Source organism: Devosia sp. Leaf420, from assembly GCF_001425445.1.
Classification (GTDB): Bacteria; Pseudomonadota; Alphaproteobacteria; order Rhizobiales; family Devosiaceae; genus Devosia.
In genome coordinates, this window is the sequence record NZ_LMQU01000012.1 from 364051 (window position 1) to 387543 (window position 23493).

Here is a 23493-nt window from a genome sequence, read left to right on the forward strand (position 1 = left end):
CTCAGCTCACGAAGTCGAACGTGTCGACGTCGAACAGCCCGCGATCGGTCATTTTGAGATGCGGGATAACAGGCAGCGCGAGGAACGAAACCTGAAGGAAAGGTTCGGGCAGCACGCACCCCAGATTCTTGGCCGCATCGCGGAGGATGTGAAGATCGTGCGCAACGTCCTCGAAGGATTTGAGGCTCATGAGGCCGGCAATCGGCAGGGCAAGTTCGGCTGTGACCTTGCCACCATCGGCGACGACGAAGCCGCCACGCAGTTCGATCAAACGATTGACTGCAACAGCCATATCTTCGTCGGTCGCGCCGACGACAGTGATGTTGTGGCTATCGTGACCGACCGACGATGCGATGGCACCGCGCTTGAGGCCAAAGCCGGTGACGAAGGCGCGGCCGATATTGCCATTTTTGCCATGGCGCTCGACGACGGCGACCTTGATGACGTCGGCAGCGAGATCGGGCTGCAGGCCCGTTTCTGTGGTGGCGAGTGTCGCTTCCTCGCGGAAGGTCAGGATGAGACCGGGTTTGACGCCGATGACCGGCACGCGATTTTGGTCGGGCTTGGCTTCGGTGATGAAGGTCTCGGCCGCAACAGGCTTGGCTTTGACGGAGAGGAGGCCAACCGGCTCCACATGGCTGCGCGTGTCGAAGAGGGCAGGCGTGACATGGCGTCCGGCAGCGATGACGTCGGACACGCGGCAGTCTTCTAGGCTATCGACGAGGACGATGTCCGCGCGCCAGCCCGAGCCGAGGAGGCCGCGATCGCGGAGACCGAAGATGCGCGCAGCCGAGTGGCTTGCGGCGCGATAGACATGGTGAAGGGGGCGTCCCATGGCGATCAGGCGGCGGATGGAACTGTCGAGGTGCCCTTCTTCTTCGATGTCGAGAGGATTGCGATCGTCGGTGCAGAGCGCGACGAAGCTCGAGGTGTTTTCGTCGAGGATTTCGGCGAGGGCTTTCAGGTCCTTCGAGACTGAGCCTTCGCGGATCAAGATCGCCATGCCTTTGGCGAGCTTTTCGCGCGCTTCGGCCGCGCTTGTCGCTTCGTGGTCGGTGCGGATGCCAGCGGCGAGATAGCCATTGAGCGCCTGGCCGAGGAGGAGGGGAGCGTGGCCATCGATGTGACCGTCCTGATAGGCAACGAGCTTAGCGAGAATCCCGGGATCGGCGTTCAGCACGCCGGGGAAATTCATCATCTCGGCGAGGCCAAGGGCCTTGGGGTGGCTGCGGAAGGGCAGCAGATCTTCGATTTCGAGCTGGGCGCCCGCGGTTTCGAAGGGGGTGGCGGGCACGCAAGAGGAAAGGTTGACCCGCACATCCATGATGGTGCGCTCGGCGCTATCGAGGAAATAGCGGATGCCTTCGGCGCCAAGAACATTGGCGATTTCGTGTGGATCACAGAGGGCGGTGGTGACGCCATGGGGGAGGACGCAGCGGTCGAATTCGAGCGGAGTGACGAGCGAGGATTCGATATGGAGATGGGTGTCGATAAAGCCGGGAACAGCAAAACGGCCGGTGCCGTCGATCTCCGTCTTGCCTTCGTAGCGGGCATGGGTGCCGACGATGCGGTCGGCGACGACGGCGATATCCGTGACGGTGACCGCACCGGTCATGACGTCGAGCATGCCGACATTGCGGATGACGAGGTCGGCCGGTTCCTTGCCCTGTCCAGCCATGATCATGCGGGTGAGGAGGGCAGGGGAGGTCATCGGCAAGGGCTTTCTTGTGGTCATATGGAAGGGTCGGTCGGGCGGCGCGCTGCGTCAAGCCCTCTCAAAAGGAACCCTGGTGTGCGCAAGACGTTGGAATCATCAACACATTCGGGAGCTGACGCATGGAAACCTACGATCCGAACAAGAATGCCACCGAGGTTCGGCAGGCAAGCCCGCGCAAGATGAATATGCGCGTGCTAGTTGTATCTCTTATCGGCGTGGTGATCGCATTTGCGGTTATCCTCATCATCTACAACATGATGATGCCTGCGCCGACCACCTGAGGCGTTTCAGGCGCGGCGCGTGCTGAAGGCGCCGCGCAATTCATTTTGCTGCCGTGATGGCTCGTTGATTTCCGTAGAGCCGTAAAGGCAGAAGCGGTTGCGGCCGCTGTTTTTGGCGCGGTAAAGCGCGTCATCGGCGAAGCGCTCCAGATCTTCGGCATTTTTGGCGACATCCCAGGCCGTCGCGATGCCGACGCTGACTCCGATGGTTGCCGAGCCACTGGACAGCGCCATGGGCTTGGACAGTTCAGCGACGATCTTTTTCGCAAGCTCGATCGGTTCGTCATGGCTGGAAATGCTCGGCTGGATCACCGCGAACTCGTCGCCGCCTAGCCGAGTGAGGGTGTCCTTCTGCGAGAGCAAAGGCGCGAGGCGTCGGGCGACGAGGGTGAGCAATTCGTCGCCTGCCGCGTGGCCCATGCTGTCGTTCACCTCCTTGAAGTGATCGAGATCTAGCGCAAGAAGCGCCAGGCGCGGCTGATTGTCGGTCGGCGGGGCAAAGCAGCTTTCGAGCGTGGCGCGGAACATGCTGCGATTGCCGAGGCCGGTCAGGGGATCACGGAGGGCGCGTTCATGGGCTTCTTCGCGTTCGGCCTGCAATTGCTTGAGGACGCGGCGCAGGCTGCGCAGGAGTTGGACGATGATCAGCGCCGTGATCAGCACCCCGGCGATGAGCGCGGGGAGAGTGTCGCTGATCAGATGAGAGCCCGGACGTGAGGCATTCCAATCGAGCCAGGCGATCGTCTGACCTGAACCGTCGACGACGGGAACGGCAGTGGTGCCTGCCGGTTTTTCGAGGGTGAAGGCCGGGTTGTCGACGAGATATTCCGTCCCCATGTAGTTCGCCATTTCGGCATCGAGCAGGACGACGGAGATGAAGATGGCTTCAGACCCCAGCTCGGATGGATTGGAGCCGCTCAACGACAGGAGAGGCATGGCGCCGACCAAGGCCGGGTGACCATCGACCATGGTGAATTCAACGATGTTGGGCGGCGTTTCGGTATTGCCTTCGTTGAAGGCGGAAATGGCTGCCTGAACATCAAGTGTGCGTAACTGCTGGAGGAGGGGCTTTAGCCGATCGATTGTATCGACGGACGTTTCGGGCGCGACATGGCCACCTTCGTGCACCGCCATAACAGGGTTATGATCGGAATCGACGAGGTAAACGCGGTTGTGGCCATAGGTCTGATAGGCGTAATTGCCGAGGTTTTCGGCAAGCCAGGCGCTGTCGCCCCTTTCGTACGCAGAAACCGCTTCGTCCCAGACGGCAATATCTTGCTGCGCTGTCTTCATATTGACGGCGAGTTCAGCAATTCCGCGTTTCAGCAGCTCACTCTCGTGCCCATAGGCATCCGCATCGATCCGCTGGGCGGACCAGACGAGGAAGCTGCCGAGACCGACGAGCGCAATCACCGCCACCGCGATCAGCGGCAACAGAAAGCGGGTCGAGAAATGCGAACGGTCTTTGACCGACATAGCGCGCTCCAGTCAGGCACGGAGAAATCTATGTCAGGACGATGAGTGGAGGATGAATCGTGATCGCAGATTGTAACTTGCGTTAATCAACTGTTTCCGTGACGCCGGGGGAAGTTTGCGGCCTGTTCCTCGCCCGAGTGATCAAGTAAATCTATCTGGGAATAGAGGAGGATAATCCATGGCTATGGTCCGTGCACTGGTGCTTGAACGTCAACACGAACTCGCCCTGCGCGATATTGATATGCCGCTCGAGGTTGGTCCGGGCATGGTGCGGATCGCGATCCATACGGTGGGGGTCTGCGGGTCGGACGTGCACTATTATACGCATGGCCGGATCGGGCCTTTTGTCGTCAATGAGCCGATGGTTCTCGGCCATGAGGCATCGGGGACAGTGGTCGAGGTCGGGCAGGGCGTCGATCACCTCAAGGTGGGCGATCGCGTCTGCATGGAGCCTGGCATTCCTGACGCCAATTCGCGGGCGAGCCGGATTGGCATGTACAATGTCGATCCCGCTGTCCGCTTCTGGGCGACGCCGCCGATCCACGGCGTGCTGACGGCTGAAGTCGTGCATCCTGCAAATTACACGTTCAAACTGCCGGACAATGTCAGTTTTGCCGAAGGCGCGATGGTTGAACCATTCGCAGTCGGCATGCAGGCGGCGGCCAAGGCCAAGATCACGCCCGGAGATACCGCGGTCGTTCTTGGCGCGGGACCAATCGGCACGATGGTGGCATTGGCGGCATTGGCAGGTGGGTGTGCCCGCGTGATCATTGCCGATCTGGCGCAGCCAAAGCTTGATATCGCGGCGCAGTATCAGGGGATCATTCCCGTCAATATCCGCAACGCCAATATCGCCGAAAAGGTCAGCGAGATCACGGATGGATGGGGCGCGGACGTTGTTTTCGAATGTTCAGGATCGCCCAAGGCTTGGGAAACGATCATGGACCTGCCGCGGCCCGGCGGCGCGATCGTCGTCGTTGGTCTGCCCGTCGAGCCGGTCAAGGTCGACATTGCTGGCGCCTCGACAAAGGAATTGCGGATCGAAAATGTCTTCCGCTATGCCCATCAATATGACCGCGCCATCGCGCTGATTGCCTCGGGCAAGGTGGACCTCAAGCCGCTGATTTCCGAAACGTTCGCCTTCGAAGATTCCAAGGCGGCATTCGACCGGGCAGTGGAAGCGCGGCCCGACGACGTCAAACTGCAGATCCGCGTCGAGCGCTAAACTGAGCATCACCTACACGGGCGAACGCAGGCCGTCAGCTGATCAACAAAGATGGACTGTTTTGTCTAGCGACAGCTGAACCGCTGATGGGCCGCGGGGAGAAGTATATTGGTCGCCAGGCAGCATTGAGGGACAATGTGCTGCCGGCGGATACTTCTCCCCCTGTACGGTTGCGATCGGGAGGTATCGCAACCGTGCCCCCTCGCCAGTTCACTTGGAGCTGAACCGGCGTCCAGACGTCGATGGTGCAGATCGACGCCCGTATTCGAGGACGGGAAGCAGGGCTTGGGAAATACCGGGCGATAGTCAGCCCGGCCGCTCTGCTTCCCGTCGAGGCATGTAACCTGTGGACGCAGGAGTTACATGCCAACGGCGTCCAGGCGCTCATTGCGCACCCAGAATTCCGCTATGCCATCCAGCTCCCAACGATAGGCGTCGAGTTCGGGCTGGCGAAAGAAGACGGCTGCCGCGCCGGCTTCAAGGTAACTGGATCGGCCCGCCCGATCGGTCGGGGGGACCATCACCACGATGTCGACGCCTTTTTGGCGAAGCCAGCCGTGGTGGCTACGAACAAATTCCAAGGTCGCCCTGCTATGATCCTTAAGGTCGATGACCAGAAAATCCGGCCATTGCGCCAGAGGATCTTCCAAAACGCGGGTCAGACCCTGAAGGCCGATTGCGCCATCGCCGAAGTGACAAACTGCAGGGCCGCCGTTTTCAGCAAGCATCCGCATGAAGAGACGTGCCGAATGGCAGTCGTCATCGATCAGCCCAATGAAGGGTGAATGCTTGATTGAAAGGGACACACGCTACCTCTTGCCCGGCGCCGCTCCGGGCAAAGCTACTCTTGGACAGGCATGAAGCGTCGCGCCGCATGCCGTTTAGAAATCACTACTGTGGTGGTCGTAACGCGTTCCAGGGACGAGAGCCGCTGGGAACAAGCCGGGAGAACTGCACCGACACCCGGCATATGTCTGGGTCGGCGCTGCGCCGCTAGGCAACACCGGGTAAAGTGCAGGTAAGTAGCGCTTGCTTTTTACATGTAACGCGGCACTATTAACGTCCAGGCGGGGGTAAAATGGCCGAGGACGGCGTGACGAGGGAAGAGGTGCTTGCGGCACTCGATCGGCTATCGGCTTGGCCCGATATGGCGCGGTCGCCGCAGATCGTCCGCTTCCTCGATTATATCGTCAAACATCGGCTCGATGACGATATTCAATCCATCAAAGCCTATTCGATCGCTGTCGATGTCTTCGGCCGCTCAGCCGATTTCGACCCGCAGAGCGATCCCATCGTGCGCGTGCAGGCGCGGCGGATGCGGCAGCTTCTCGACCAGTATTATGCGGGACCGGGAGCAGAGGATAGCGTTCGTATCGTCTTGCCGGTTGGACGATATGTACCTGATTTTGTCGAGCATGTGGTGGAGCCAGCCGATGTCGTCGACGACGAGGGCAGCGAGCCTGACCTGACGCCTACTGCACGGCGCGGACATGTCACCGTTTCCTGGCTCGTTCTCTTGGTCATAGCGATCGGCGCTGCAGCGCTTGCCTACTCGCTTTCGACTTGGGGGCCGCGGCAAGACCAGCAGGTCGCGCGCAACGGGGCGATCCAGCAGCCCAGCATCCGCATCATGGAATTTCAGAACCTGACGGATGACCCGACGATCACAGCCGCAGTAGCGGGACTGGCCGTCGATCTCGTCGATCGCATGCAGACGCTCAATTTCCTCAATGTGGATTATGGCGGGCGCGGGGAAATCGGCGGGCAGGCCCTGCCCAAGGACGGCTATACGCTGACGGGCATCGTGCGCCGTGATCCGGCAACCCAGGTAAATTACCAGTACAGCGTGCTCGTCACCGAGGTCGCGACCAATAATGTCATCTGGAATCGCACAATGGTGGTCAGCGGCTCTCAGCTTGCGGACACGAATCGGATCGAGGCGCTTTCCATCGACATCACGTCTGTTCTGGGTAGCGCGCGCGGCCCGCTCCATGCCCGGGCGCGACATCTTCTGATGCAGGGCGCGCCGACCGGTGGCGAAAGCCCCTATGTTTGCCGGATCATGTTCAGCATCTATCGCGAGACCATGACAGCGGCGGCGGCTGATCGGACGCAGGCGTGTTACGCAGCCTTGCCCGAGCAGGATCAGAACAACGGCATTGCCTTGGCGGCGGTGGCGAGCATCATCGCGGAAGCTCCGGGCAATCGCGATGTTACTCCAGCAGCTCGGCTGGGCCGATATCGCGAGGCTGGCGATATGTTGGTAAAGGCCGTGCAGGCGCTGCCGACCAGCAGTTTTGTTTGGGAACAGCGCGCACGGCTTTATGAGGCCATGGCGGAGCACGCTTTAGCCGAGGCGGCCTATGGCACGGCTTTACAGACCAATCCGGCCAATCTCGATGCGGTCGCGGCGCATGCGCGGCATCTCGCGTTTATTGGCCGGCTCGATCAGGCTGAGCCACTTGCCGAACGATCCTTGTCCGGGCCGACGACAATTCCCGACTGGTACTATGGGGTGCCAGCGCTTGCGGCATTGGAAACCGGCGATTTCTCGCAAGCCGAGCAGTTTGCCGATACCTATGCGCGGGCGGATCGGGAAGTGGGGCCGATATTGGCGATCCTCGCCGCTCAAGGGCAGGGCGACGAGGAGCAAGTGGCCAAGGAATTGCCACGGGTTTTGGAAGTGCCCTCGTTCCGGGCGGGGGGCATCATTACCCAATTGCGTCGGCGGATCACCGACACGGCTTTGCTCGATCGAATCCGGATGGGGTTGGCCGAAGCTGGGGTGCCGCAAATGTCGCTGGTGACCGCGTTCTGATCAGTGGCCGCTCGAATGGCTGAAGAGGTTGATCACGAGGACGCCGGAGAGGATCAGGCCGATGCCGATCAGAGCAGGCAGATCGAGCGATTGGCCATAGGCGAAATAGGCGATGATCGAGACGAGGATGATGCCGACACCGGACCAGATGGCGTAGCCGATGCCAACGGGAATGGTCTGCAGCGCCAGCGAGAAAAAGTAGAAGGTGATGCAATAGCCCACGACGACAACGATCGAGGGAACGAGTTGGGTGAAACCCATGGAGGCGCGGAGGAAGGAGGTCGCGATGACTTCGCCCATAATGGCTATCGCGAGATAGGCGGCGCCGTTCATGATGCGGGGTCCGCAAAGGTCGTCTTGCAGAGTTCGACGAAGCGCGTACCGCGTTCTTCGAAATTCTTGAACTGATTATAGGACGGGGCGCCGGGGGACAGAATGATCGCATCGAAGCGATCGCGCTGGGTCGCTAGCGTGGCGATGCCGCTTTCGAGGTTTTCCGTTTCGGTCACAGTGATGTTCGGCGCGATCTTGCGGGTCGCGCTGGCGAGGCGCGTGCCTGTGACCGGGAGCGTGATCAGCGTCGTCACGCCACGCAGAGCGAGGAGGCTGGCGAGCTCGGCATAATCTTGCTCGCGCTCGTGGCCGCCGGCGATGAGCGCGATGCGACGGCCGGGATAGGCGGCGAGAGCCGCTTTGGTGGCTTCCGGTGTCGTCGAGATCGAGTCGTTGACGATGGTCAGATCGCGAAGGCGGTGCTCTTCGAGGCGATGCGGCAGCGGGCGGAACGCGGCGATGCCGGCGAGAATGCCATCCATGCTGGCACCGACAGCCAGAGCGATCTCGGCGGCAAGCTGGGCATTGTCGAGATTATGGGCGCCCTTCAGGCGCGATTGCGACACGGCGCTTTCGAGCGCGCGCGCTTCGGCTTCGCTGAGGGATTTGACCAGTCGGCGATGGTCGCGGACGGCTTTGGCGACCAGCGCGTTGGGCGCGGCCGCCTTGCCGAGGGCGACGGCGAAACTGCCGTCGCGATCAACGAGATTGAGCTTGTCGGCGTAATAGCGCTCGACAGAGCCGTGCCAGTCGACATGTTCGGGATAAAGGTTGGTGATCGCGGCGACATCGGGCGTGAAAGCCATGTCGGCGGTTTGATAACTTGAGAGCTCGAAGACGACGATGGCATGTTTGTCAGCGATTTCGAGGGGGGCGAGGCCGACATTGCCGGCGAGGCCAGCATCGAGGCCGGAGCGCGCGAGCATCAAGTGGACAAGGGTCGCGGTGGTCGATTTGCCCTTGGTGCCTGTGATGGCGATGACCGTGCGGCCCCGGCGATAAGTGGCGCCCCAGAGATTGAGGTTGGAAGTGATCTCGATGCCGGCTGCGCGGGCGGTGTCGAAGATCGGCTTGTATCGGGAGACGCCTGGGCTTTTCACGATGGTGCCGAAGCGGCGCTCGGCGATGGCGGCCGGGAGATCTGAGGGGCTGATCGCTTCGGTGTCGGGGATGTCGGCGGTGCCGCTATCGACGGTGACGAAGACGGGAAGATCGGGCTGATGACGCTTCAGGAATTGGCGGGTGGAATTGGCCTCGCGGCCCGCGCCGTAGAGGAGGATCGGGGCATCAAACCGCATGGGCGGCCACCTTTGCCGCGAGGGCGGGCGGGATGTGGTGGTCGTGACTATCGGTCAGGCATTCGGCCATGGCGCGCTGTAATTGCTCTTCGCCATATTGCGCGAAAAGGTCCGCCTTTACGCCACGGACCACGGCATCCTGATGCCAATCGGCGTGGCGGGTGAGGGTGTAGAAACAAGCCGCGGCTTCGAGGATTTCGCCCACACATTCCCAGGGTTTTTGGCCGGTGAGACCGGAGAGTTCGCGGAAGGAATGTTCGTTGGCGGGCTCATCGAGGAGGTTTTTGCCGAAGATTTTCAGCAAGCGATCCCTAGCCATAAAGGGCGCGAAGATCAGGAAGACGAAGTGGCACTTTGGGCATTCGCCGCACCAGAGCGGGCCGTCGTTGCCGTTGAGGCGGAAATTGCGATTGCAGCTCGAAAAGACGGAATCGAAGCGACCGCCCTGGGTGAATAGCGAGGCGATGCGGGCTTCCGAATAGGGGCGGAGCAGCGAGAAATACTTGAGGGCGCCGCCGGTGGCATTCGAGAGCACGTCGGCGATCAGCAGCTCGAAGCCAAGGGATTTCGAATATTGGTGATTGGTCTCGCGACCGTCGAATTCGATATTGCCTTCGCTGGCCGAGCGTTCGTTGCTGAGAACGATCTGATCGTAGCCGAACAACAGGGCGCAAAGCGAGGCGATCATGGAATTGATCGCGGTCGAGGGGACGTGGCCATTGTAGTAGCCGGGCTCTTTGCCAAGCCGGATCATTTCGGCGTCGAGGGTGCGCGTGACGTAGAGCGGCGCGCGGCCGATGGCGTCGACCGAGGTGAGGATCGGTCCCTTGGGATTGACGGCAAAGGGCGTGAAGTCGACGCCGACATGGCTGAGGAGTTCGACGCTGACAAGGGAGTCTTTGCCACCGCCGATCGGGAGCAGGGTGCGTTCGGGCAGGGACAGCGTCGGTTTCTGCGTCTCGGAATCGAGTGCGGTGGTCAGCTTGAGGCGGCCGAAGCGGGCGAGATCGTTGCGGGCGTAAAATTCGCCGAGGCCGTTTTCGTAGACGTCGATGACGAAGGCCTTTTCGGCTTCGGTCAGCTTGACGTCGGGTGCGGCAATTTCAAAGGGTGCGCGAAGTTTGAAATAGCTTACGCCGAGGACGAAGGCGGTGAGATCGAGAAGTTTGCGGAAGGCCGGGCTCTCGGCCTTTGCGGCATCGGCGCCAGGGGGCAGGCCCAGAACTTCGGTGAAGCTGAGATCGTTCAGCCGATAGCTGAAGCGGGCTTCGCCGCTCTGGGGGTCAAAACTGGGACGGTCGATGGAAAAGGATTCGGTCACGGGCAACTCACGCGGCTTTGGTCACTCATATAGGTGATTTGTGGCCGCGGCAGTAGTGGTACGCTAGTAGATGCGCATCTGCATGCGCATGACGATATCGGTGCCGATGCGCTGGAAGCCGTATTCGCGCATGGTGCAGGACCAGCCATTGCCGGCTTTTTCGATGCGGAAGAGATTGTAGCGCGCGGGATCGTCGAGGGTGCCGCCTTGCGCGGCGCTCGCTGCTGCCACGCCGATGACGGGCACTTCGTGCTCGTTGCCGGGGATGTGGTGGATCGAGGAGCGATGCGTGTGGCCGTGAAGGATCAATTCGGCACCGCGTTCGGCAATCACCTTGCGGAAGATGCGGTGGCCTTTGAGGCCGAATGAGGGGTGCTGCAGCTCGGGATTGGGCGGATGGTGGATCATGACGACGCGGAAATACCCGGCATCGCCGAGGAGTTTGAGCATCCGATCGAGCCGCGCAGCCTGCTTTTCTTCGAAGCGGCCGATGGCGAGAAAGGGGGCGGTGGGGACGGCGCTCGAGCAGGAGACGATGGCGAGATCGCCGACGCGGCGAACGAAGGGATAGGTTTCGCCTTCAAGCGTTTCGCCTTCGAGATAGCTGCCCCATTCTTCGCGGGCATTTTCGAGGGCTCCGGGCACATAGGCGTCGTGATTGCCGGGGCAGACGGCGACCTTATCGGAACCGCCGAGAGCCTTGAGCCAATCGCCGGCCCGGCGCACTTCGGTGGGCAGAGCAAGGTTGGTCATGTCACCGGTGACGGCGGTGAAATCGGCGTTCTGCTCCTGCATATGGGCAACGAGGCGCGAGAGCGTTTCGGCATTAAGCTCACCGTGGCGCTTCAGCTTCCAATTGAGGTAGCCGGTGATGCGTTTTCCCACCAAGTCCTTGAGACCCACTTCGGGCATAGGAGACAGGTGGAGGTCCGATATGTGCGCGAGCGTAATCATCGAATGGGGTTTTGCCAGATGCTGGGCAGCAGGGAAACGGTCAATCGGGACCTGGGGCGGGAAATTCAGGACAAATCGGCTTTATCCACTTGGATCATGCGGCGCAAACGCATGAGGAAAGCGCTTGGCTGCATGGCAGCCAGCAAAATGAACTATCGACTTTTGCGCTGGAAACGCTACCCCTCGATCAGTTTTCAGGAGAACGACTGCCGATGCTGACCCGATTCCAGCGCGTTCGTGCCAAGGTGTTTCTGACGATTATCGGCATTATCCGCCATATGACCATCGGCACCAAGGTGATGCTGATCGATGGCAATAAGGTTTTTCTGATCAAGCATACACTCATTCCCGGATGGCAGTTTCCGGGCGGCGGGATCGAGCCCGGCGAGACTGCGGAGGCTTCGGCCGCGCGCGAGACGCTGGAGGAAACGGGGCATCGGGTGACTGGGCCGATGGAGCTTTTTGGCGTCTATCACAACACCAGCGTCGTGACGAACCGCGACCATGTTCTGCTTTATATCGCCCGGCAGCACGAATTTGCCTTCGAGCGGAAGAAGGATCACGAAATCGCCGAATGCGGCTGGTTCGAGATAACCAAGCTGCCGGACGGCGTGACACCCGCGACGTCGCAGCGCATCGACGAGGTTTTCGACGGTGCGCCAAAGCGGGATGTCTGGGGTTATTGAGGCTTAGCGGCGGCCGGGCAGTCGCTTGGTTTGCGTGAGACTTGGGTTGGCCACGGCGAGGCCCGTACCAAAAACGATAGCGTCTTCGACCAAGCCGGTCTTTGTCTGGCCGTAGCGCTCCATGGCGGCGCAGCGGATGCGCCAACCCACATAGGATGATGCAAGGGCGGTAACGACAGCCAGGGCCGCGCCCGTGGTGCGTTGATCTCTCGGGGCAAGGGCGGCACCGGCATAGGCTGCGGTGATGCTCCGGACGGCAAGGCCAATGGGCACAATTCGGTCTGGCGCCGATTTCATCTTATCACCGGCCATTTCTGCGGCAGCGAATGCCGTCGCGCCTGCTGTGACGACCGGATTGCGGAAGAGTTTCTGGAACGGCAGGCTAGCGTCGATTTCCTGGCGATTAGTGGCAATGGCGATCGCCGCAAGCGGGCTAATGCCGCGCTGTCCTGCGACGAGACCGATGAGAAAGGACCGCAACATGGGGGTGTGCTCCGAAAAAGTGTCGGTGGCACAACGTCCCTTTTCTGCAAACGATCCTTTCTCGAACTCGGCTTAGTCCATGAAGGCCAGCTTGGGGCCAATGGGCACAATCCGATGTGGATTGATCGTCGTGTGGCTCCAATAGTAGTGCGTCTGGATATGGCCGATATCGACGGTTTCCTTGACGCCCGGCACCTCATAGAGCGCCTTTAGGTAGTGCGAGAGATTCGGATAATCCGCTATCTGCCTTAGATTGCATTTGAAGTGGCCGAAATAGACGGCGTCGAAACGCACCAGCGTCGTGAACAGGCGCCAATCGGCTTCGGTGATGCTATCGCCGGTCAGGTAGGCATTGTCGCCCAATAGGCCTTCGACCCAATCGAGGGCATCGAAAAGTTTCCTGGCTGCTTCCTGATAGGCTTCCTGAGTGGTCGCGAAGCCGGCTTTGTAGACGCCGTTGTTGATGTCGTCATAGACGCGGGCATTGATCTCGTCGATGCGGCCGCGCAGGGCTTCGGGATAGTAGTCGTCAGTATTGCCAGTCAGCTCGTTGAAGGCCGAATTGAACATGCGGATGATTTCCGCACTTTCATTGGAGACGATCGTGTTGGTCTTCTTGTCCCAGAGGACAGGGACGGTGACGCGGCCGGTATATTTCGGATCGGCTTCGGTATAGACCTGCCAGAGAAAGTCCTTGTTGAGCAGCGTGTCGCCGGTCGAGCCTTCGTCGGTCTTGAAACTCCAGCCGGTTTCGTCGGGCATTTTCGGCGAGACGATCGAGACCGAGATCAGGCTCTCGAGTTCCTTGAGCTTGCGGAAGATCAAGGTGCGGTGAGCCCAAGGGCAGGCGAGGGAGACATAGAGGTGATAGCGGCCGGCTTCGGCGGCAAAGCCACCTTCACCGGTGAGCCCAGGGCTGCCATCGGCCGTGACCCAATTGCGGAAGCCGGATTGGGAGCGGACGAATTTTCCGCCCGTCTTGCTCGTATCGTACCATTTGTCCGACCATTCGCCGTCGATCAACTGTCCCATCTTTGGTCCCTTTCGGTCATCTTGCTGTCGGTTTTCTACGCTTATTTTGGATAAGCGTTGCGTCTGGCTGATACTTAAAGGCGAGGGGCAACAACGATAAGGCACCGCGCGCGCAACAATGCGTTGTGCATTTGGGATACACCGATCCATTGGAGAGAGGAATTTCGGCCATGACGCAGATATTCCCATTTACGCGTGACCACGCTGGTGCTAATGCGGATTCAGACGTGGAGGCGTCCAGGATGGTGAAGGTTTTGCAGATGTTCCGACGACCCTAGTTGGTCGTTTTCGCGCGGTGCCCGAGGGGCTGCCGCTTGTTCTTCTGCACGAAATCTTTCCTGGATCAGACCCATGAACACGCCTGTTGCGGCTGAGGCCGTTGCTGCCCCTCTTTCCGGTCAACTCACTGTGCGGCCTGCGACGCCCGCCGACGATGTTTTCGTCGACGATCTGCAGGCCATTGCCTTTGGCCCCGGCCGGTTTGCCCGGACCGCTTTTCGCGTGCGCGAACGGTTTCCGATCGACCAGAGCCTGAGCCTGATTTCAGAAGTCGACGGCACGGCTTGCGGTTCGGTGTGGATGACCCCGATCAGCGTCGGCGGCATGAAGGGCTATCTCCTCGGGCCGCTCGCGACCCATCCCAATTTCCGCAAGCGGGGCGCCGGCAAGCTTTTGGCGCGGGAAGTCAGCAAGCGGGCGCTGGCGCGCGGCGAGGGGCACTTCGTGTTGCTGGTCGGTGATCAGGATTATTATTGCCCGCTCGGCTGGGTGCCGACGACCCCGGGAAATATCCAGTTTCCTGGGCCGGTCGATACGAGCCGCGTTTTGCTGCTGGCCGATGATCCTGAATTGGCGACGACGCTTAAGGGCTCGATCGCGGCCTTCGACGCCGGCAAGTAGAGCGCAAAAACGGGTGCATCGGCTGATACCGTCGCGTAAGCTGCGGCCAGCGATGCACAATTGTCCGGACGTCCCTTTGTCTTCTTATACCCCGATTGCCCAAATGCTCGCCGGGCGGCTATTGCCGTCGCCGCCGAGCCTGCCGCAGGGGCGTGATCTCGTGCCCGATTGGGCGCCGCTCGAACCATTTTCGCGGCCGCCTGTTTTGGCGGCGGTTCTTATTGGACTGGTGAAGCGGCCAGAGGGGCATACGGTGCTTTATACCGAGCGCTCGCCGGATCTGCGTTCGCATTCGGGGCAGGTGGCCTTTCCGGGTGGCAAGGTCGATGCGGACGATGAAGACGCCGGGGCTGCGGCGCTGCGGGAAGCCAATGAAGAGATCGGGCTCGACCCCGCCGAAGCCAAGGTGCTCGGCTATATGGAGCCCTATTTTACCGGCAGCAATTATCTGATCACGCCGGTTATTGCCGAGGTGACGCCGACGGGGCCATTCGTGCCCAATCCGGGTGAGGTGCATTCGGTGTTCGAAGTGCCGCTGCAGCGGATTTTGGATTCGGGCAGCTATGGCCGGTTTCGCATCAGCCGCGGCGGCAAGGAACATTCGACCTGGCAGATCGACCACGATGGGCACGTCATCTGGGGCATTACGGCGAATCTGACGCGAAAATTCCGGGACTTGGTGCTGGGCGAGGTTGCGGCGTGATTCCGGAGCGATTGCCGGCGGCGGAATGGCTGGAGCGGTCTGAGACGCAGCAGATTTTTGCCGCGCTCGACGGCGCAGAGGGCACGACGCGGGCGGTGGGCGGCATCGTGCGCGATACGCTGATGGGACGGTTGCGGCCCGATTCCGATATCGACATGGCAACGGAGCTGCTGCCGGTCGCAGTGATGCAGAGGGCCAAGGCGCATGGCATTGCGGCCTATCCCACCGGCATCGAGCATGGGACGGTGACGCTCCGGCTCAATGAGACCAGTGTCGAGGTGACGACATTGCGGCGCGATGTTGAAACCGATGGCCGGCACGCGCAGGTGCAGTTCGGGACGGACTGGACGGAAGACGCCAAGCGTCGCGATTTCACGATGAACGCGCTTTATTGCGGGTCGGATGGTGCGCTGTTCGATCCATTGGGCGGCGCTGGCGATGCGCTCAATGGGAGAGTCCGGTTTATCGGCCAAGCCACTGAAAGAATTGCGGAAGATGGCCTTCGGGTGTTCCGGTTCTTTCGGTTCACGGCGAGCCATGGGGGCGAGCGGCTTGATCCGGAGGGGTTGGCGGCGTGCCAGGATGCGGCGGGCAGGCTCGATCATATTTCTGCCGAGCGGGTGGGCGCCGAGATGTGGCGCATGCTCGGATTGGCCAAGGTGGCGCTGACGCTGGCAGTGATGAGCGAGATCGGGTTGCTGGCACTGTCGCGGGAGATATTGGCGGCTTTGGTGCGATATGAGGCGCTTGGCGGGGCCGGGGCGGCGGCGCGGCTGTCGATCGTGGCCGGTGGCGATCTCGATGCATTTCAGGAGCGGTGGCGGTTGTCTAACGCTGCGGTCGATACGGCAAAGCGCATAGCCGCTGCAGCGAGCCTGGCGTCGGCGGATCAAATCGCGAGAGCGGTCTATGCGTTTCGGGAAGATGCCATTGAGGCGCTGGCCGTGGCCGCTGCGAGGGAAAACTGGCCACGCGAGCGGTTGATGGAATCAGCGCGGGAACTGGGGCGTTTGCCTGACCCGACGATGCCAGTTTCGGGAAAGGACCTTTTGGATTCAGGCATAAAAGCCGGGCCAGAGGTTGGAAAAACCCTGGCCCGACTTGAGACGCTCTGGATCGAGAGCGGCTTCAGTTTGAGTAAGGACGAGTTGCTCGCCCAAATTTAGTGCTTGGTGTCACCGGCACTATCGACGTCCACTATGCGCTCCTTAATGCGCTCGACCATGTCGGGTCTCACTTCGGTTTCGCCGTGGTAATTCTTCAGGTTTTCGACCGCGCGGCGCACAACTTCGGCTTCGCTTTCGGCCTCGGCTTTCCAGGTTGAGCCGGGAATGAGCGTACCGGATTCAAAACGTTTCATGTCGTTTTCTCCTTCGTCTCTATTGGAGAGGGTAAACGGGTCAGAAACTTATAGGTTGCAGCGGTGCACCTAGTCGTCGGTGAACTCGCCGAGGATGTTGAGGCCGTCGATCCAGGTGCCGTCGTCGTTGCGGATGACTTCGCGGCTGAGGACGCCGCTTTCCTGCGCGATGGCTTCGGCCAGGTCGCGGTCATGGGTCACGACCCAGATCTGGCTGCGCTCGGCGGCCTTGACGATCATGCGCGCAAGGATCGGCAGTAGGGACGGGTGGAGGCTGGTTTCGGGCTCGTTGAGGGCGATGAGCGGCGGGAGGCGGTAAGAGAGCAGTGCGCCGGCGAGCGCCAGGAACTGCAGCGTGCCGTCCGACAGTTCGTGGGGCAGAAACACCCGCTTGGGCATTTCGGGATAGCGGAGGCCGAAGGTGGCGTGTTCGCCGACCGGCGGCACTTCAAGCGCGACGCCGGGGAATGCATCGGCGATGGCGCGGTCGAGGTCGGTGGTGTCCTGGCGGATGTGGCGGAGGGTCGCGAAGACGGCGCCGAGATTGCTGCCGTCTGGGGCGAGGGTCGGGGAGGTCACGGCGCGGGCTGGGCGGCGCAGCGCCGAATCGGGGTCGGTGCGGAAGCCGTGGAAGAAGCGCCAGCCGAGGATGGCGTCGCGCAGACGAGCGATTTCGGGGCGTCCGCCGAGGCGGGAGAGGGCAGTTTCGCTGGGCAGCAAGTCTTCGTCGGCAATTTCCCGGCGTCCATCGGCATCGCGCGCCCAGGCGATGTTGCCCTTGCGCTCCATCAGCATGACCGGCTTGCCGCGATGGCGCATCGTCGCCAGTTCGGATTTCACCTGCGCTTCATTGGGGAAGGCGGCGACGCTTTCAGCGGGAGCGAAGCCGACTTCGAGCCGGTAGTTCAAGCCGTCCGGGAAGCCATCGAGTTCGCTGAATTCCGCTTCGAGCGCCAGCCGTTGAGGTTCGCCGGAGCGATAGCCATCGGTGCGGTATTTGGGGTCGAAGCTGCCGTCTTCCGTGAGGTTTTTGCCGCCCGCCCAAAAGACCGAGGAGAGGCCGCCTTCGCGGGCCAATTCGTCGGCCAGCGTGCCCTTGGCGGCGCTCTGCAGCAATTCGAGCGAGCGGTAGAGATTTGTTTTCCCGACGCCATTGCCGCCGACGAGGACGGTCAATTGGCGCAGGGGGAAACGGATGCGGCGCACCGATCGATAACCGATGATCTCTAGCGTCGCGAGGGTCATGTCAGGGCCACTTCACCGCGGGCGGCATGGAGGAGAGAATCGAATTCACATTGCCGCCGGTCTTGAGACCAAAGGTCGTGCCGCGATCGTAGAGCAGGTTGAACTCGACATAGCGGCCGCGGCGCACAAGCTGTTCGTCGCGATCGGCCTCGGTCCAAGGTGTTTCGAAGTTGCGGCGGACGAGCTCTGGGTAAATGGTACGGAACGCCTCGCCAACGGAGCGCGTGAAGGCGAAGTCGGCGTCCCAATCTCCGGAGTTGAACTGGTCATAGAAGATGCCGCCGACGCCGCGGTGTTCCTTGCGGTGGGGCAGGTAGAAATATTCGTCGCACCAGGCTTTGAAGCGGTCGTAATCCGCGCCTGGAGCGGCCTCACAGGCTGCGCGCATGGCGGCGTGAAAGTCGATCGTGTCGGGATCGTCCTGCGTCCGCCGACGGTCGAGCACGGGAGTCAGGTCGGCTCCGCCGCCCCACCACTGCTTTCCAGTGACGATCATGCGCGTGTTCATGTGCACCGCCGGAACGTGGGGGTTCCAGGGGTGGATGATCAGCGAAATGCCGGAGCTCCAGAAGCCGGTGCCGGCTTCGGTGCCGGGCATTTGCTTGGCGAAATCCTCGGAGAAATTGCCGTGCACTGTGGAGATATGGACGCCGGCCTTTTCGAAGACGCGACCATGAAGCATCGACATTTCGCCGCCGCCACCAGCCGCGCGATCCCAAGGCGTACGTTCAAAGCGCCCAGGTGCCATTTCAGCGTTGGGGCCACTAACCGCGCTTTCGAGATCTTCGAGCGACTGGCAGATCTGGTCGCGAAGACTCCGGAACCAGGCGGAGGCGGCGGTTTTCTTGGTTTCTATATCGGCAGGAAGGGTCATGGCGGGGGAAATGGACCTTTAACTCAGCTCTGTAAAGCGGCCAATCTGTCTCATGGCCTCCCCTATGATCATGCTTCCCGCTAGGGCGACATTGATCGAGCGCAAGCCGGGACGCATGGGAATGCGGACGCGGACATCAGCACGCTCGGCGACAGAATCAGGGACGCCGGCGCTTTCGCGCCCGAGGAGGAGAACGTCGCCGTCCTGATAGGCCGCGTCATAGGCAGACTGACTGGCCTTGGTGGTCAGAAGCACCAATCTGCGGCCCTCGGCGGCGCGCCACTCTTCGAACTGGGCGAAGCTGTCGTGCTCGCGCACGGTAGCGTGCTCGATGTAATCGAGGCCCGCACGGGCAAGGCCCTTGGGCGTGATCGGAAAGCCTGCCGGGTGGATAATGTGGACGGTGATGCCCATGCAGGCGCCCAGCCGGATAAGCGTCCCCGTATTTTGAGGGATATCAGGCTGATAGAGCGCGAGATCGATGGGCAAGGGCATCATTCCCGGTCGTCGCCGGGTCCAGTGAACATGTCTGGCGCAGAGATATAGTTGCGCGAAGGCAAACTGTCATCGGGCGCACACTGGACAAGGCCAGCCGAGAGTGCAAAAAGAACCGCAACTGACGGACCGCTTGAGGGCGGCCGGCTATCGATTCTGCTTATGTAGTCGTAGGCTGGTGCCGGCTCCGTCATTTATGCATTCGTACGGGGAAACGGACTTGTCCACGCAAGCAGAACACTCATCCACAAACCGGCGGGATTTTCTTTATATCGCCACCGGCGCAGTCGGCGCCGTCGGTGCTGCCGCGGTGGTATGGCCGCTGATCAATCAGCTCAATCCCGACGCATCGACGCTGGCGCTCGCCAGCATTCAGTACAATATCGCGCCGATCGAAGAGGGCCAGTCGGTCACGATCACATGGCGCGGCCTGCCGGTTTTCGTGCGTCACCGCACGCCCAAGGAAATCGAAGAGGCCAAGGCCGTTCCGATGGCCGACCTCAAGGATCCGGAAACCGATGAGGCCCGCACCAAGCCGGGCCACGAACAGTGGCTGATCATGATCGCCAACTGCACGCATCTGGGCTGTATCCCTGTGGGTCAGTCCGGTGATTTCGATGGCTGGTTCTGCCCATGCCATGGTTCGCACTACGACTCTGCCGGCCGTATCCGTCGCGGGCCCGCGCCCAAGAATCTGGTGGTGCCGCCTTATGAATTCCTCAGCGATACGCTGGTCCAGATCGGTTAGTGGGGGCATTTCCGATGTCAGAACATTCGACTTACGTTCCGGGAACTGCCGTTGAGAAGTGGCTGGACGACCGCCTGCCGGTGGTGCGTTTCGCCAAAGAACATCTTATGGACTTCCCGACGCCGAAGAACCTCAACTACTGGTGGACGTTCGGCGCCATTCTCGTGATGTGCCTTGGCGTGCAAATCGTCACCGGCATCATCCTTGCCATGCATTATGTGCCAAATGTGGCGCTGGCCTTCGACTCGGTCGAGCATATCCGTCGCGATATCAGCGGCGGCCGCGTCATCCAGGCCACCCACGCCGTTGGCGCTTCGATGTTCTTCGTCGCGCTTTACATCCATATGTTCCGCGGTCTTTTCTACGGCTCCTACAAGGCGCCGCGCGAAATCCTCTGGATCCTCGGCGTCGTGATCTTCCTGCTCACCACCGCGACCGCGTTCATGGGCTACATCCTGCCCTGGGGCCAGATGTCGTTCTGGGGTGCGACAGTTATCTCGAACATCTTCTCGGCCATTCCACTCGTCGGCGACAGCATCAAGCAGCTCGTTCTCGGCGGGTTTGCCGTGGGCAATCCGACGCTGAACCGCTTCTTCTCGCTGCACTATCTGCTGCCATTCATCATCGCAGCCGTTGTTGCGCTCCACATCTGGGCGCTGCACGTTCCGGGCAACAACAACCCGATCGGCGTCGACGTCAAGGATAGCCGCGATACCGTTCCTTTCCATCCGTACTACACGATGAAGGATCTGTTTGGGATGGTGCTGTTCATGATCCCGTTCGCGTGGTTCGTGTTCTTTGCGCCCGATATCCTCGGCCACCCCGACAACTACATCATGGCCAACAGCCAGGTGACGCCGTCCCACATCGTTCCGGAATGGTATCTCTTGCCGTTCTACACGATCCTCCGCGCCATCGACTTCAACATCCTCTTCATCGACTCCAAGCTTGGCGGCGTGATCGCCATGGGTGGTGCGATGGCCTGCCTTCTCGTCGTGCCGTGGCTCGACACCTCGAAGGTGCGCTCGGGTGTGTTCCGTCCGATGTTCCGTTGGTTCTACGGTCTCTTCGTGATCAACTTCATCGCGCTGATGTATCTCGGTGCGCAAGAAGCCGCGGAGCCCTATACCACGCTCGCCAAGGTCTGCACCGCCTTCTATTTCCTCTATTTCCTGGTCATTCTGCCGGTGCTCTCGCGGATCGAGACGCCAAAGCCGCTGCCAACCAGCATTTCCGAGAGCGTTCTCGGAAACAAGGCACACGCGTGATCGGGGCCGGTAACATGAACATGCATAAGCTCATCATTGCCGCTGCCGCGCTCGTCGCCGGTCTTGCCATGGCTCCTGTTGCCCAGGCAGCAGAAGCAGGCCCGCATCCGGAACGTCAGGCCTGGTCCTTTGGCGGTATCTTCGGCACCTATGACACCAATCAGCTCCAGCGCGGCTTCCAGGTTTTCCGGGAAGTCTGCTCAAGCTGCCACAGTGCGCACCTCCTCGCTTTCCGTAACCTGATGGATGAGGGCGGCCCGGAATTTTCCGAAGCTCAGGTCCGTGCTCTGGCGCTTGAATATGAAGTGAACGATGCGACCGCTGATGGCGGTCGCCGTCCTGCGGTGCCGGCTGACCGTTGGCCTTCGCCTTTCGCCAGCGATCAGGAAGCCCGCGACGCAAACGGTGGCGCACTGCCGCCAGACTTCTCGGTGCTTGCCAAGGCCCGCGGTGTCAAGGATCCGTTCCCGACCTGGATCTTCAACTACTTCACCGCGTACCAGGAAGGCGGCCCGGATTACATCCACGCGCTGCTCAATGGCTACCACGAGGAAGTGCCGGAAGATGCGCCGCACAGCAGCGACGGTACGCCGTTCCAGCTGCCTGAAGGCAAGCATTACAACGACTACTTCCCCGGCCACGCTATCGGCATGGCTCCGCCGCTCGCCGATGGTGTTGTCGACTATGCCGAAGCCGAGAATGGCACTGCCGTTCCCGAGACGCTCGAGCAGTACTCGACCGACGTTGCCGCTTTCATGATGTGGGTTGCGGAACCGCACCTCGTGTCGCGCAAGCAGACGGGCTTTGCGGTGCTGATCTTCCTCGTGCTGTTTGCCGGCCTTATGTATGGCACGAAGCGCAAGATCTGGGCTGGTATCGAGCACTAAGTTCGACGCCGCAGTCAGCGATCAAGGGCTCCTCCGGGAGCCCTTTCTTTTTGAGGCGATGGCGCAGCTTTTTCTCTCACATCGGCGCAAGGGTCTTGTCATTCCCGCCGTCAGCCGCAATATGGAACCGTATCGGTTCTTTGGAGGAGGTTGCCTTGTCCGCCATTCGCCTGGCTGTCACCGTCGTGTCCGCCGCCATGACCATCAGCCGCCATCCCGTTGTTCGCGCCGGCATCCACGCCGTGGCGAATAATCCGAAGGCGCGCGATGCTGCGATCAGCGCGACGCGCTCGGCCGCCTATAATGCAGGCGTCATTGCACGCCATATTTCCGGCCGCCGCACCCCCTGAGCCCATTCTCTCTTTGAAGGCCTTCCATGTCGATCGACCTCAAGTCGCTCGTCCGGACTATTCCGGACTATCCCAAGCCGGGTATCCTGTTCCGTGACATCACGACGCTGATCGAGCATCCGGAAGGTTTTAAGGAAAGCGTCGAGCAGATCGCGGCGGCCCATCGCGGCATGGGATTCACCCATGTTGCCGGTATTGAAGCCCGTGGCTTCATCTTCGGGGCAGGGGTGGCTATCGCCCTCGGCGTCGGCTTTGTGCCCGTCCGCAAGCGTGGCAAGCTGCCGGGCACCACCATCGGCCAGAATTATGCGCTCGAATATGGTGTCGACACGATCGAGATCCATGCCGACGTGCTTCATGCCGGCCATAAGGTGCTTATCGTCGACGACCTGATCGCGACGGGCGGGACGGCAATTGCGGCCGTCAGCCTGATCCGTCGAACCGGCGCCACCTGCGACAACGCTGCCTTCGTCATCGATCTGCCGGCACTGGGCGGGGCGGCGAAACTGCAGGCCGAGAAGGTTGCGGTTAGCTCGCTGATGGCCTTTGACGGGCACTAAGGCCAACTAGACTGCGCAGAACAATCCCCGCAAAAGCGGGGATTTTTTTGCTTGGCCTACCAGTTGCTGCGGCCATCCATCTTTTCGACCCTGACCTTGGACCAATCAAGCTCATCGATCGTGTTGAGATTGATGGCATAGGTGCGGCGTTCGGGGACGACGCCGGGTTCGCCCTTGGGAGTGCCGTCAGCATTGTATGCCGAGGCCCAATCGGGAGAGCTACCCCAGGTCTGAATGCCGCAATGGCTGCAGAAGTGGTGCTGGTTCATGCCGCCACTGGCCGAATAGGTCGTGTCGCCATTGAGTTGATCGAAACCGAGTTCGCCCTCCTCGAAATAGGCCCATACCGCACCGGTTCGCTGGCAGAAGCTGCAATTGCAGGTCTTCGCCTCGGTCGGCATGCGGGGCAGGGTGATGCGGGTGGCGCCACAATGGCAAGACGCGGTCAGCGACATGATGGATCTCCTCTAGGGTGAGGA

At 61.0% G+C, this 23493-nt stretch carries 27 protein-coding genes; 13 read left to right on the forward strand and 14 right to left on the reverse strand.

All coding sequences use genetic code 11. The features are described from left to right. Nucleotide 1: 1 nt before the first annotated feature. Nucleotides 2–1711, reverse strand: coding sequence for an adenine deaminase (gene ade / locus ASG47_RS15040; RefSeq protein ID WP_156464123.1), 1710 nt, complete (start codon nt 1709–1711; stop codon nt 2–4). A gap of 125 nt (nt 1712–1836) precedes the next feature. Here ade and ASG47_RS20745 point away from each other — a divergent pair, with 125 nt between their 5' ends. Continuing rightward, nucleotides 1837–1998: a hypothetical protein gene (locus tag ASG47_RS20745; protein ID WP_156352219.1), complete on the forward strand. Its 162-nt coding sequence runs from the start codon at nt 1837–1839 to the stop codon at nt 1996–1998. A 6-nt stretch (nt 1999–2004) separates the two neighbouring features. Here the strand turns inward: ASG47_RS20745 and ASG47_RS15045 are convergent, their stop codons facing one another. Next, nucleotides 2005–3474, reverse strand: coding sequence for a diguanylate cyclase domain-containing protein (locus ASG47_RS15045; protein ID WP_061910441.1), 1470 nt, complete (start codon nt 3472–3474; stop codon nt 2005–2007). A gap of 178 nt (nt 3475–3652) precedes the next feature. Between ASG47_RS15045 and ASG47_RS15050 the strand changes: the two genes are divergently transcribed. Then, entirely contained in the window at nt 3653–4699 is a 1047-nt protein-coding gene (locus ASG47_RS15050; RefSeq protein ID WP_061910443.1) for an NAD(P)-dependent alcohol dehydrogenase, read from the forward strand. A gap of 359 nt (nt 4700–5058) precedes the next feature. Here the strand turns inward: ASG47_RS15050 and ASG47_RS15055 are convergent, their stop codons facing one another. Further along, the gene (locus ASG47_RS15055) at nt 5059–5505 is read right to left on the reverse strand and encodes a hypothetical protein (protein ID WP_061910446.1); all 447 of its coding nucleotides are present in this window, start codon (nt 5503–5505) and stop codon (nt 5059–5061) included. A 272-nt stretch (nt 5506–5777) separates the two neighbouring features. Here ASG47_RS15055 and ASG47_RS15060 point away from each other — a divergent pair, with 272 nt between their 5' ends. Beyond that, nucleotides 5778–7517 carry a tetratricopeptide repeat protein gene (locus ASG47_RS15060; RefSeq protein ID WP_061910448.1) on the forward strand — a complete coding sequence of 580 codons (1740 nt, stop codon included), beginning with the start codon at nt 5778–5780 and terminating at the stop codon, nt 7515–7517. Here the strand turns inward: ASG47_RS15060 and ASG47_RS15065 are convergent, their stop codons facing one another. The 4 genes from ASG47_RS15065 to ASG47_RS15080 form a co-directional block, all read right to left on the reverse strand. Next, on the reverse strand, nt 7518–7850 hold the full coding sequence (locus tag ASG47_RS15065; protein WP_061910450.1) for a DMT family transporter: 333 nt from the start codon (nt 7848–7850) through the stop codon (nt 7518–7520). Further along, nucleotides 7847–9148 carry a UDP-N-acetylmuramoyl-L-alanine--D-glutamate ligase gene (murD, locus tag ASG47_RS15070; protein ID WP_061910452.1) on the reverse strand — a complete coding sequence of 434 codons (1302 nt, stop codon included), beginning with the start codon at nt 9146–9148 and terminating at the stop codon, nt 7847–7849. The genes ASG47_RS15065 and murD overlap by 4 nt, the downstream gene beginning before the upstream one ends. After that, nucleotides 9138–10469 carry an endonuclease domain-containing protein gene (locus ASG47_RS15075; protein ID WP_156464124.1) on the reverse strand — a complete coding sequence of 444 codons (1332 nt, stop codon included), beginning with the start codon at nt 10467–10469 and terminating at the stop codon, nt 9138–9140. The genes murD and ASG47_RS15075 overlap by 11 nt, the downstream gene beginning before the upstream one ends. 63 nt (nt 10470–10532) lie before the next feature. Further along, nucleotides 10533–11381: a metallophosphoesterase family protein gene (locus ASG47_RS15080; protein ID WP_062631595.1), complete on the reverse strand. Its 849-nt coding sequence runs from the start codon at nt 11379–11381 to the stop codon at nt 10533–10535. Nucleotides 11382–11405: 24 nt separating this feature from the next. Here ASG47_RS15080 and ASG47_RS20885 point away from each other — a divergent pair, with 24 nt between their 5' ends. Together ASG47_RS20885 and ASG47_RS15085 are read left to right on the forward strand one after the other, a co-directional pair. Then, nucleotides 11406–11642 carry a hypothetical protein gene (locus ASG47_RS20885; RefSeq protein WP_162243265.1) on the forward strand — a complete coding sequence of 79 codons (237 nt, stop codon included), beginning with the start codon at nt 11406–11408 and terminating at the stop codon, nt 11640–11642. Then, a complete protein-coding gene (locus ASG47_RS15085; RefSeq protein WP_156352220.1) occupies nt 11636–12109 on the forward strand; it encodes an NUDIX domain-containing protein in 474 nt (157 codons plus the stop codon). The genes ASG47_RS20885 and ASG47_RS15085 overlap by 7 nt, the downstream gene beginning before the upstream one ends. Nucleotides 12110–12112: 3 nt before the next feature. On the opposite strand, the gene ASG47_RS15090 is transcribed toward ASG47_RS15085, so the two are convergent. Both ASG47_RS15090 and ASG47_RS15095 read right to left on the reverse strand, forming a co-directional pair. Next, nucleotides 12113–12592: a hypothetical protein gene (locus tag ASG47_RS15090; RefSeq protein WP_061910460.1), complete on the reverse strand. Its 480-nt coding sequence runs from the start codon at nt 12590–12592 to the stop codon at nt 12113–12115. Between the two features lie 72 nt (nt 12593–12664). After that, entirely contained in the window at nt 12665–13624 is a 960-nt protein-coding gene (locus ASG47_RS15095) for a glutathione S-transferase family protein (RefSeq protein ID WP_061910462.1), read from the reverse strand. 351 nt (nt 13625–13975) lie between these two features. Here ASG47_RS15095 and ASG47_RS15100 point away from each other — a divergent pair, with 351 nt between their 5' ends. The 3 genes from ASG47_RS15100 to ASG47_RS15110 all read left to right on the forward strand — a co-directional run bounded on the left by ASG47_RS15100 (nt 13976) and on the right by ASG47_RS15110 (nt 16393). Continuing rightward, nucleotides 13976–14524, forward strand: a complete 549-nt coding sequence (locus ASG47_RS15100) for a GNAT family N-acetyltransferase (protein ID WP_082461314.1) — start codon at nt 13976–13978, stop codon at nt 14522–14524. 76 nt (nt 14525–14600) lie between these two features. Continuing rightward, on the forward strand, nt 14601–15227 hold the full coding sequence (locus ASG47_RS15105; protein ID WP_162243266.1) for a CoA pyrophosphatase: 627 nt from the start codon (nt 14601–14603) through the stop codon (nt 15225–15227). After that, nucleotides 15224–16393: a CCA tRNA nucleotidyltransferase gene (locus ASG47_RS15110; protein WP_082511763.1), complete on the forward strand. Its 1170-nt coding sequence runs from the start codon at nt 15224–15226 to the stop codon at nt 16391–16393. The genes ASG47_RS15105 and ASG47_RS15110 overlap by 4 nt, the downstream gene beginning before the upstream one ends. On the opposite strand, the gene ASG47_RS15115 is transcribed toward ASG47_RS15110, so the two are convergent. The 4 genes from ASG47_RS15115 to ASG47_RS15130 all read right to left on the reverse strand — a co-directional run bounded on the left by ASG47_RS15115 (nt 16390) and on the right by ASG47_RS15130 (nt 19189). Continuing rightward, entirely contained in the window at nt 16390–16587 is a 198-nt protein-coding gene (locus tag ASG47_RS15115; RefSeq protein ID WP_061910466.1) for a DUF1059 domain-containing protein, read from the reverse strand. The genes ASG47_RS15110 and ASG47_RS15115 overlap by 4 nt on opposite strands. A gap of 69 nt (nt 16588–16656) precedes the next feature. Further along, entirely contained in the window at nt 16657–17832 is a 1176-nt protein-coding gene (locus ASG47_RS15120) for an AAA family ATPase (protein WP_061910468.1), read from the reverse strand. 1 nt (nt 17833) lies between these two features. Beyond that, entirely contained in the window at nt 17834–18706 is an 873-nt protein-coding gene (gene hemF / locus ASG47_RS15125) for an oxygen-dependent coproporphyrinogen oxidase (protein ID WP_061910470.1), read from the reverse strand. Nucleotides 18707–18724: 18 nt separating this feature from the next. Further along, nucleotides 18725–19189 (reverse strand): tRNA (cytidine(34)-2'-O)-methyltransferase, encoded by a 465-nt coding sequence (locus tag ASG47_RS15130; RefSeq protein WP_061910816.1) that lies wholly within the window; start codon nt 19187–19189, stop codon nt 18725–18727. A 208-nt stretch (nt 19190–19397) separates the two neighbouring features. Between ASG47_RS15130 and petA the strand changes: the two genes are divergently transcribed. The 5 genes from petA (at nt 19398) to ASG47_RS15155 (ending at nt 23014) form a co-directional block, all read left to right on the forward strand. Next, on the forward strand, nt 19398–19949 hold the full coding sequence (gene petA / locus ASG47_RS15135; RefSeq protein WP_082461317.1) for a ubiquinol-cytochrome c reductase iron-sulfur subunit: 552 nt from the start codon (nt 19398–19400) through the stop codon (nt 19947–19949). Nucleotides 19950–19963: 14 nt separating this feature from the next. Beyond that, a complete protein-coding gene (locus ASG47_RS15140) occupies nt 19964–21217 on the forward strand; it encodes a cytochrome b (RefSeq protein ID WP_061910474.1) in 1254 nt (417 codons plus the stop codon). 14 nt (nt 21218–21231) lie between these two features. After that, a complete protein-coding gene (locus ASG47_RS15145) occupies nt 21232–22104 on the forward strand; it encodes a cytochrome c1 (RefSeq protein ID WP_320408926.1) in 873 nt (290 codons plus the stop codon). A gap of 155 nt (nt 22105–22259) precedes the next feature. Further along, nucleotides 22260–22454 carry a hypothetical protein gene (locus ASG47_RS15150; protein ID WP_061910476.1) on the forward strand — a complete coding sequence of 65 codons (195 nt, stop codon included), beginning with the start codon at nt 22260–22262 and terminating at the stop codon, nt 22452–22454. A 26-nt stretch (nt 22455–22480) separates the two neighbouring features. Beyond that, nucleotides 22481–23014 carry an adenine phosphoribosyltransferase gene (locus ASG47_RS15155; protein ID WP_061910478.1) on the forward strand — a complete coding sequence of 178 codons (534 nt, stop codon included), beginning with the start codon at nt 22481–22483 and terminating at the stop codon, nt 23012–23014. Nucleotides 23015–23070: 56 nt separating this feature from the next. On the opposite strand, the gene ASG47_RS15160 is transcribed toward ASG47_RS15155, so the two are convergent. Then, nucleotides 23071–23469 (reverse strand): GFA family protein, encoded by a 399-nt coding sequence (locus tag ASG47_RS15160; protein ID WP_061910480.1) that lies wholly within the window; start codon nt 23467–23469, stop codon nt 23071–23073. Nucleotides 23470–23493: the final 24 nt, after the last annotated feature.

Bases quoted from the DNA above. Each gene is read 5' to 3' on its own strand.
- ade (WP_156464123.1), bottom strand. From the start codon at position 1,711: ATGACCTCCCCTGCCCTCCTCACCCGCATGATCATGGCTGGACAGGGC.
- ASG47_RS20745 (WP_156352219.1), top strand. From the start codon at position 1,837: ATGGAAACCTACGATCCGAACAAGAATGCCACCGAGGTTCGGCAGGCA.
- ASG47_RS15045 (WP_061910441.1), bottom strand. From the start codon at position 3,474: ATGTCGGTCAAAGACCGTTCGCATTTCTCGACCCGCTTTCTGTTGCCG.
- ASG47_RS15050 (WP_061910443.1), top strand. From the start codon at position 3,653: ATGGCTATGGTCCGTGCACTGGTGCTTGAACGTCAACACGAACTCGCC.
- ASG47_RS15060 (WP_061910448.1), top strand. From the start codon at position 5,778: ATGGCCGAGGACGGCGTGACGAGGGAAGAGGTGCTTGCGGCACTCGAT.
- ASG47_RS15065 (WP_061910450.1), bottom strand. From the start codon at position 7,850: ATGAACGGCGCCGCCTATCTCGCGATAGCCATTATGGGCGAAGTCATC.
- murD (WP_061910452.1), bottom strand. From the start codon at position 9,148: ATGCGGTTTGATGCCCCGATCCTCCTCTACGGCGCGGGCCGCGAGGCC.
- ASG47_RS15080 (WP_062631595.1), bottom strand. From the start codon at position 11,381: ATGCCCGAAGTGGGTCTCAAGGACTTGGTGGGAAAACGCATCACCGGC.
- ASG47_RS15085 (WP_156352220.1), top strand. From the start codon at position 11,636: ATGCTGACCCGATTCCAGCGCGTTCGTGCCAAGGTGTTTCTGACGATT.
- ASG47_RS15090 (WP_061910460.1), bottom strand. From the start codon at position 12,592: ATGTTGCGGTCCTTTCTCATCGGTCTCGTCGCAGGACAGCGCGGCATT.
- ASG47_RS15095 (WP_061910462.1), bottom strand. From the start codon at position 13,624: ATGGGACAGTTGATCGACGGCGAATGGTCGGACAAATGGTACGATACG.
- ASG47_RS15100 (WP_082461314.1), top strand. From the start codon at position 13,976: ATGAACACGCCTGTTGCGGCTGAGGCCGTTGCTGCCCCTCTTTCCGGT.
- ASG47_RS15115 (WP_061910466.1), bottom strand. From the start codon at position 16,587: ATGAAACGTTTTGAATCCGGTACGCTCATTCCCGGCTCAACCTGGAAA.
- ASG47_RS15120 (WP_061910468.1), bottom strand. From the start codon at position 17,832: ATGACCCTCGCGACGCTAGAGATCATCGGTTATCGATCGGTGCGCCGC.
- hemF (WP_061910470.1), bottom strand. From the start codon at position 18,706: ATGACCCTTCCTGCCGATATAGAAACCAAGAAAACCGCCGCCTCCGCC.
- petA (WP_082461317.1), top strand. From the start codon at position 19,398: ATGCATTCGTACGGGGAAACGGACTTGTCCACGCAAGCAGAACACTCA.
- ASG47_RS15140 (WP_061910474.1), top strand. From the start codon at position 19,964: ATGTCAGAACATTCGACTTACGTTCCGGGAACTGCCGTTGAGAAGTGG.
- ASG47_RS15145 (WP_320408926.1), top strand. From the start codon at position 21,232: ATGAACATGCATAAGCTCATCATTGCCGCTGCCGCGCTCGTCGCCGGT.
- ASG47_RS15155 (WP_061910478.1), top strand. From the start codon at position 22,481: ATGTCGATCGACCTCAAGTCGCTCGTCCGGACTATTCCGGACTATCCC.
- ASG47_RS15160 (WP_061910480.1), bottom strand. From the start codon at position 23,469: ATGTCGCTGACCGCGTCTTGCCATTGTGGCGCCACCCGCATCACCCTG.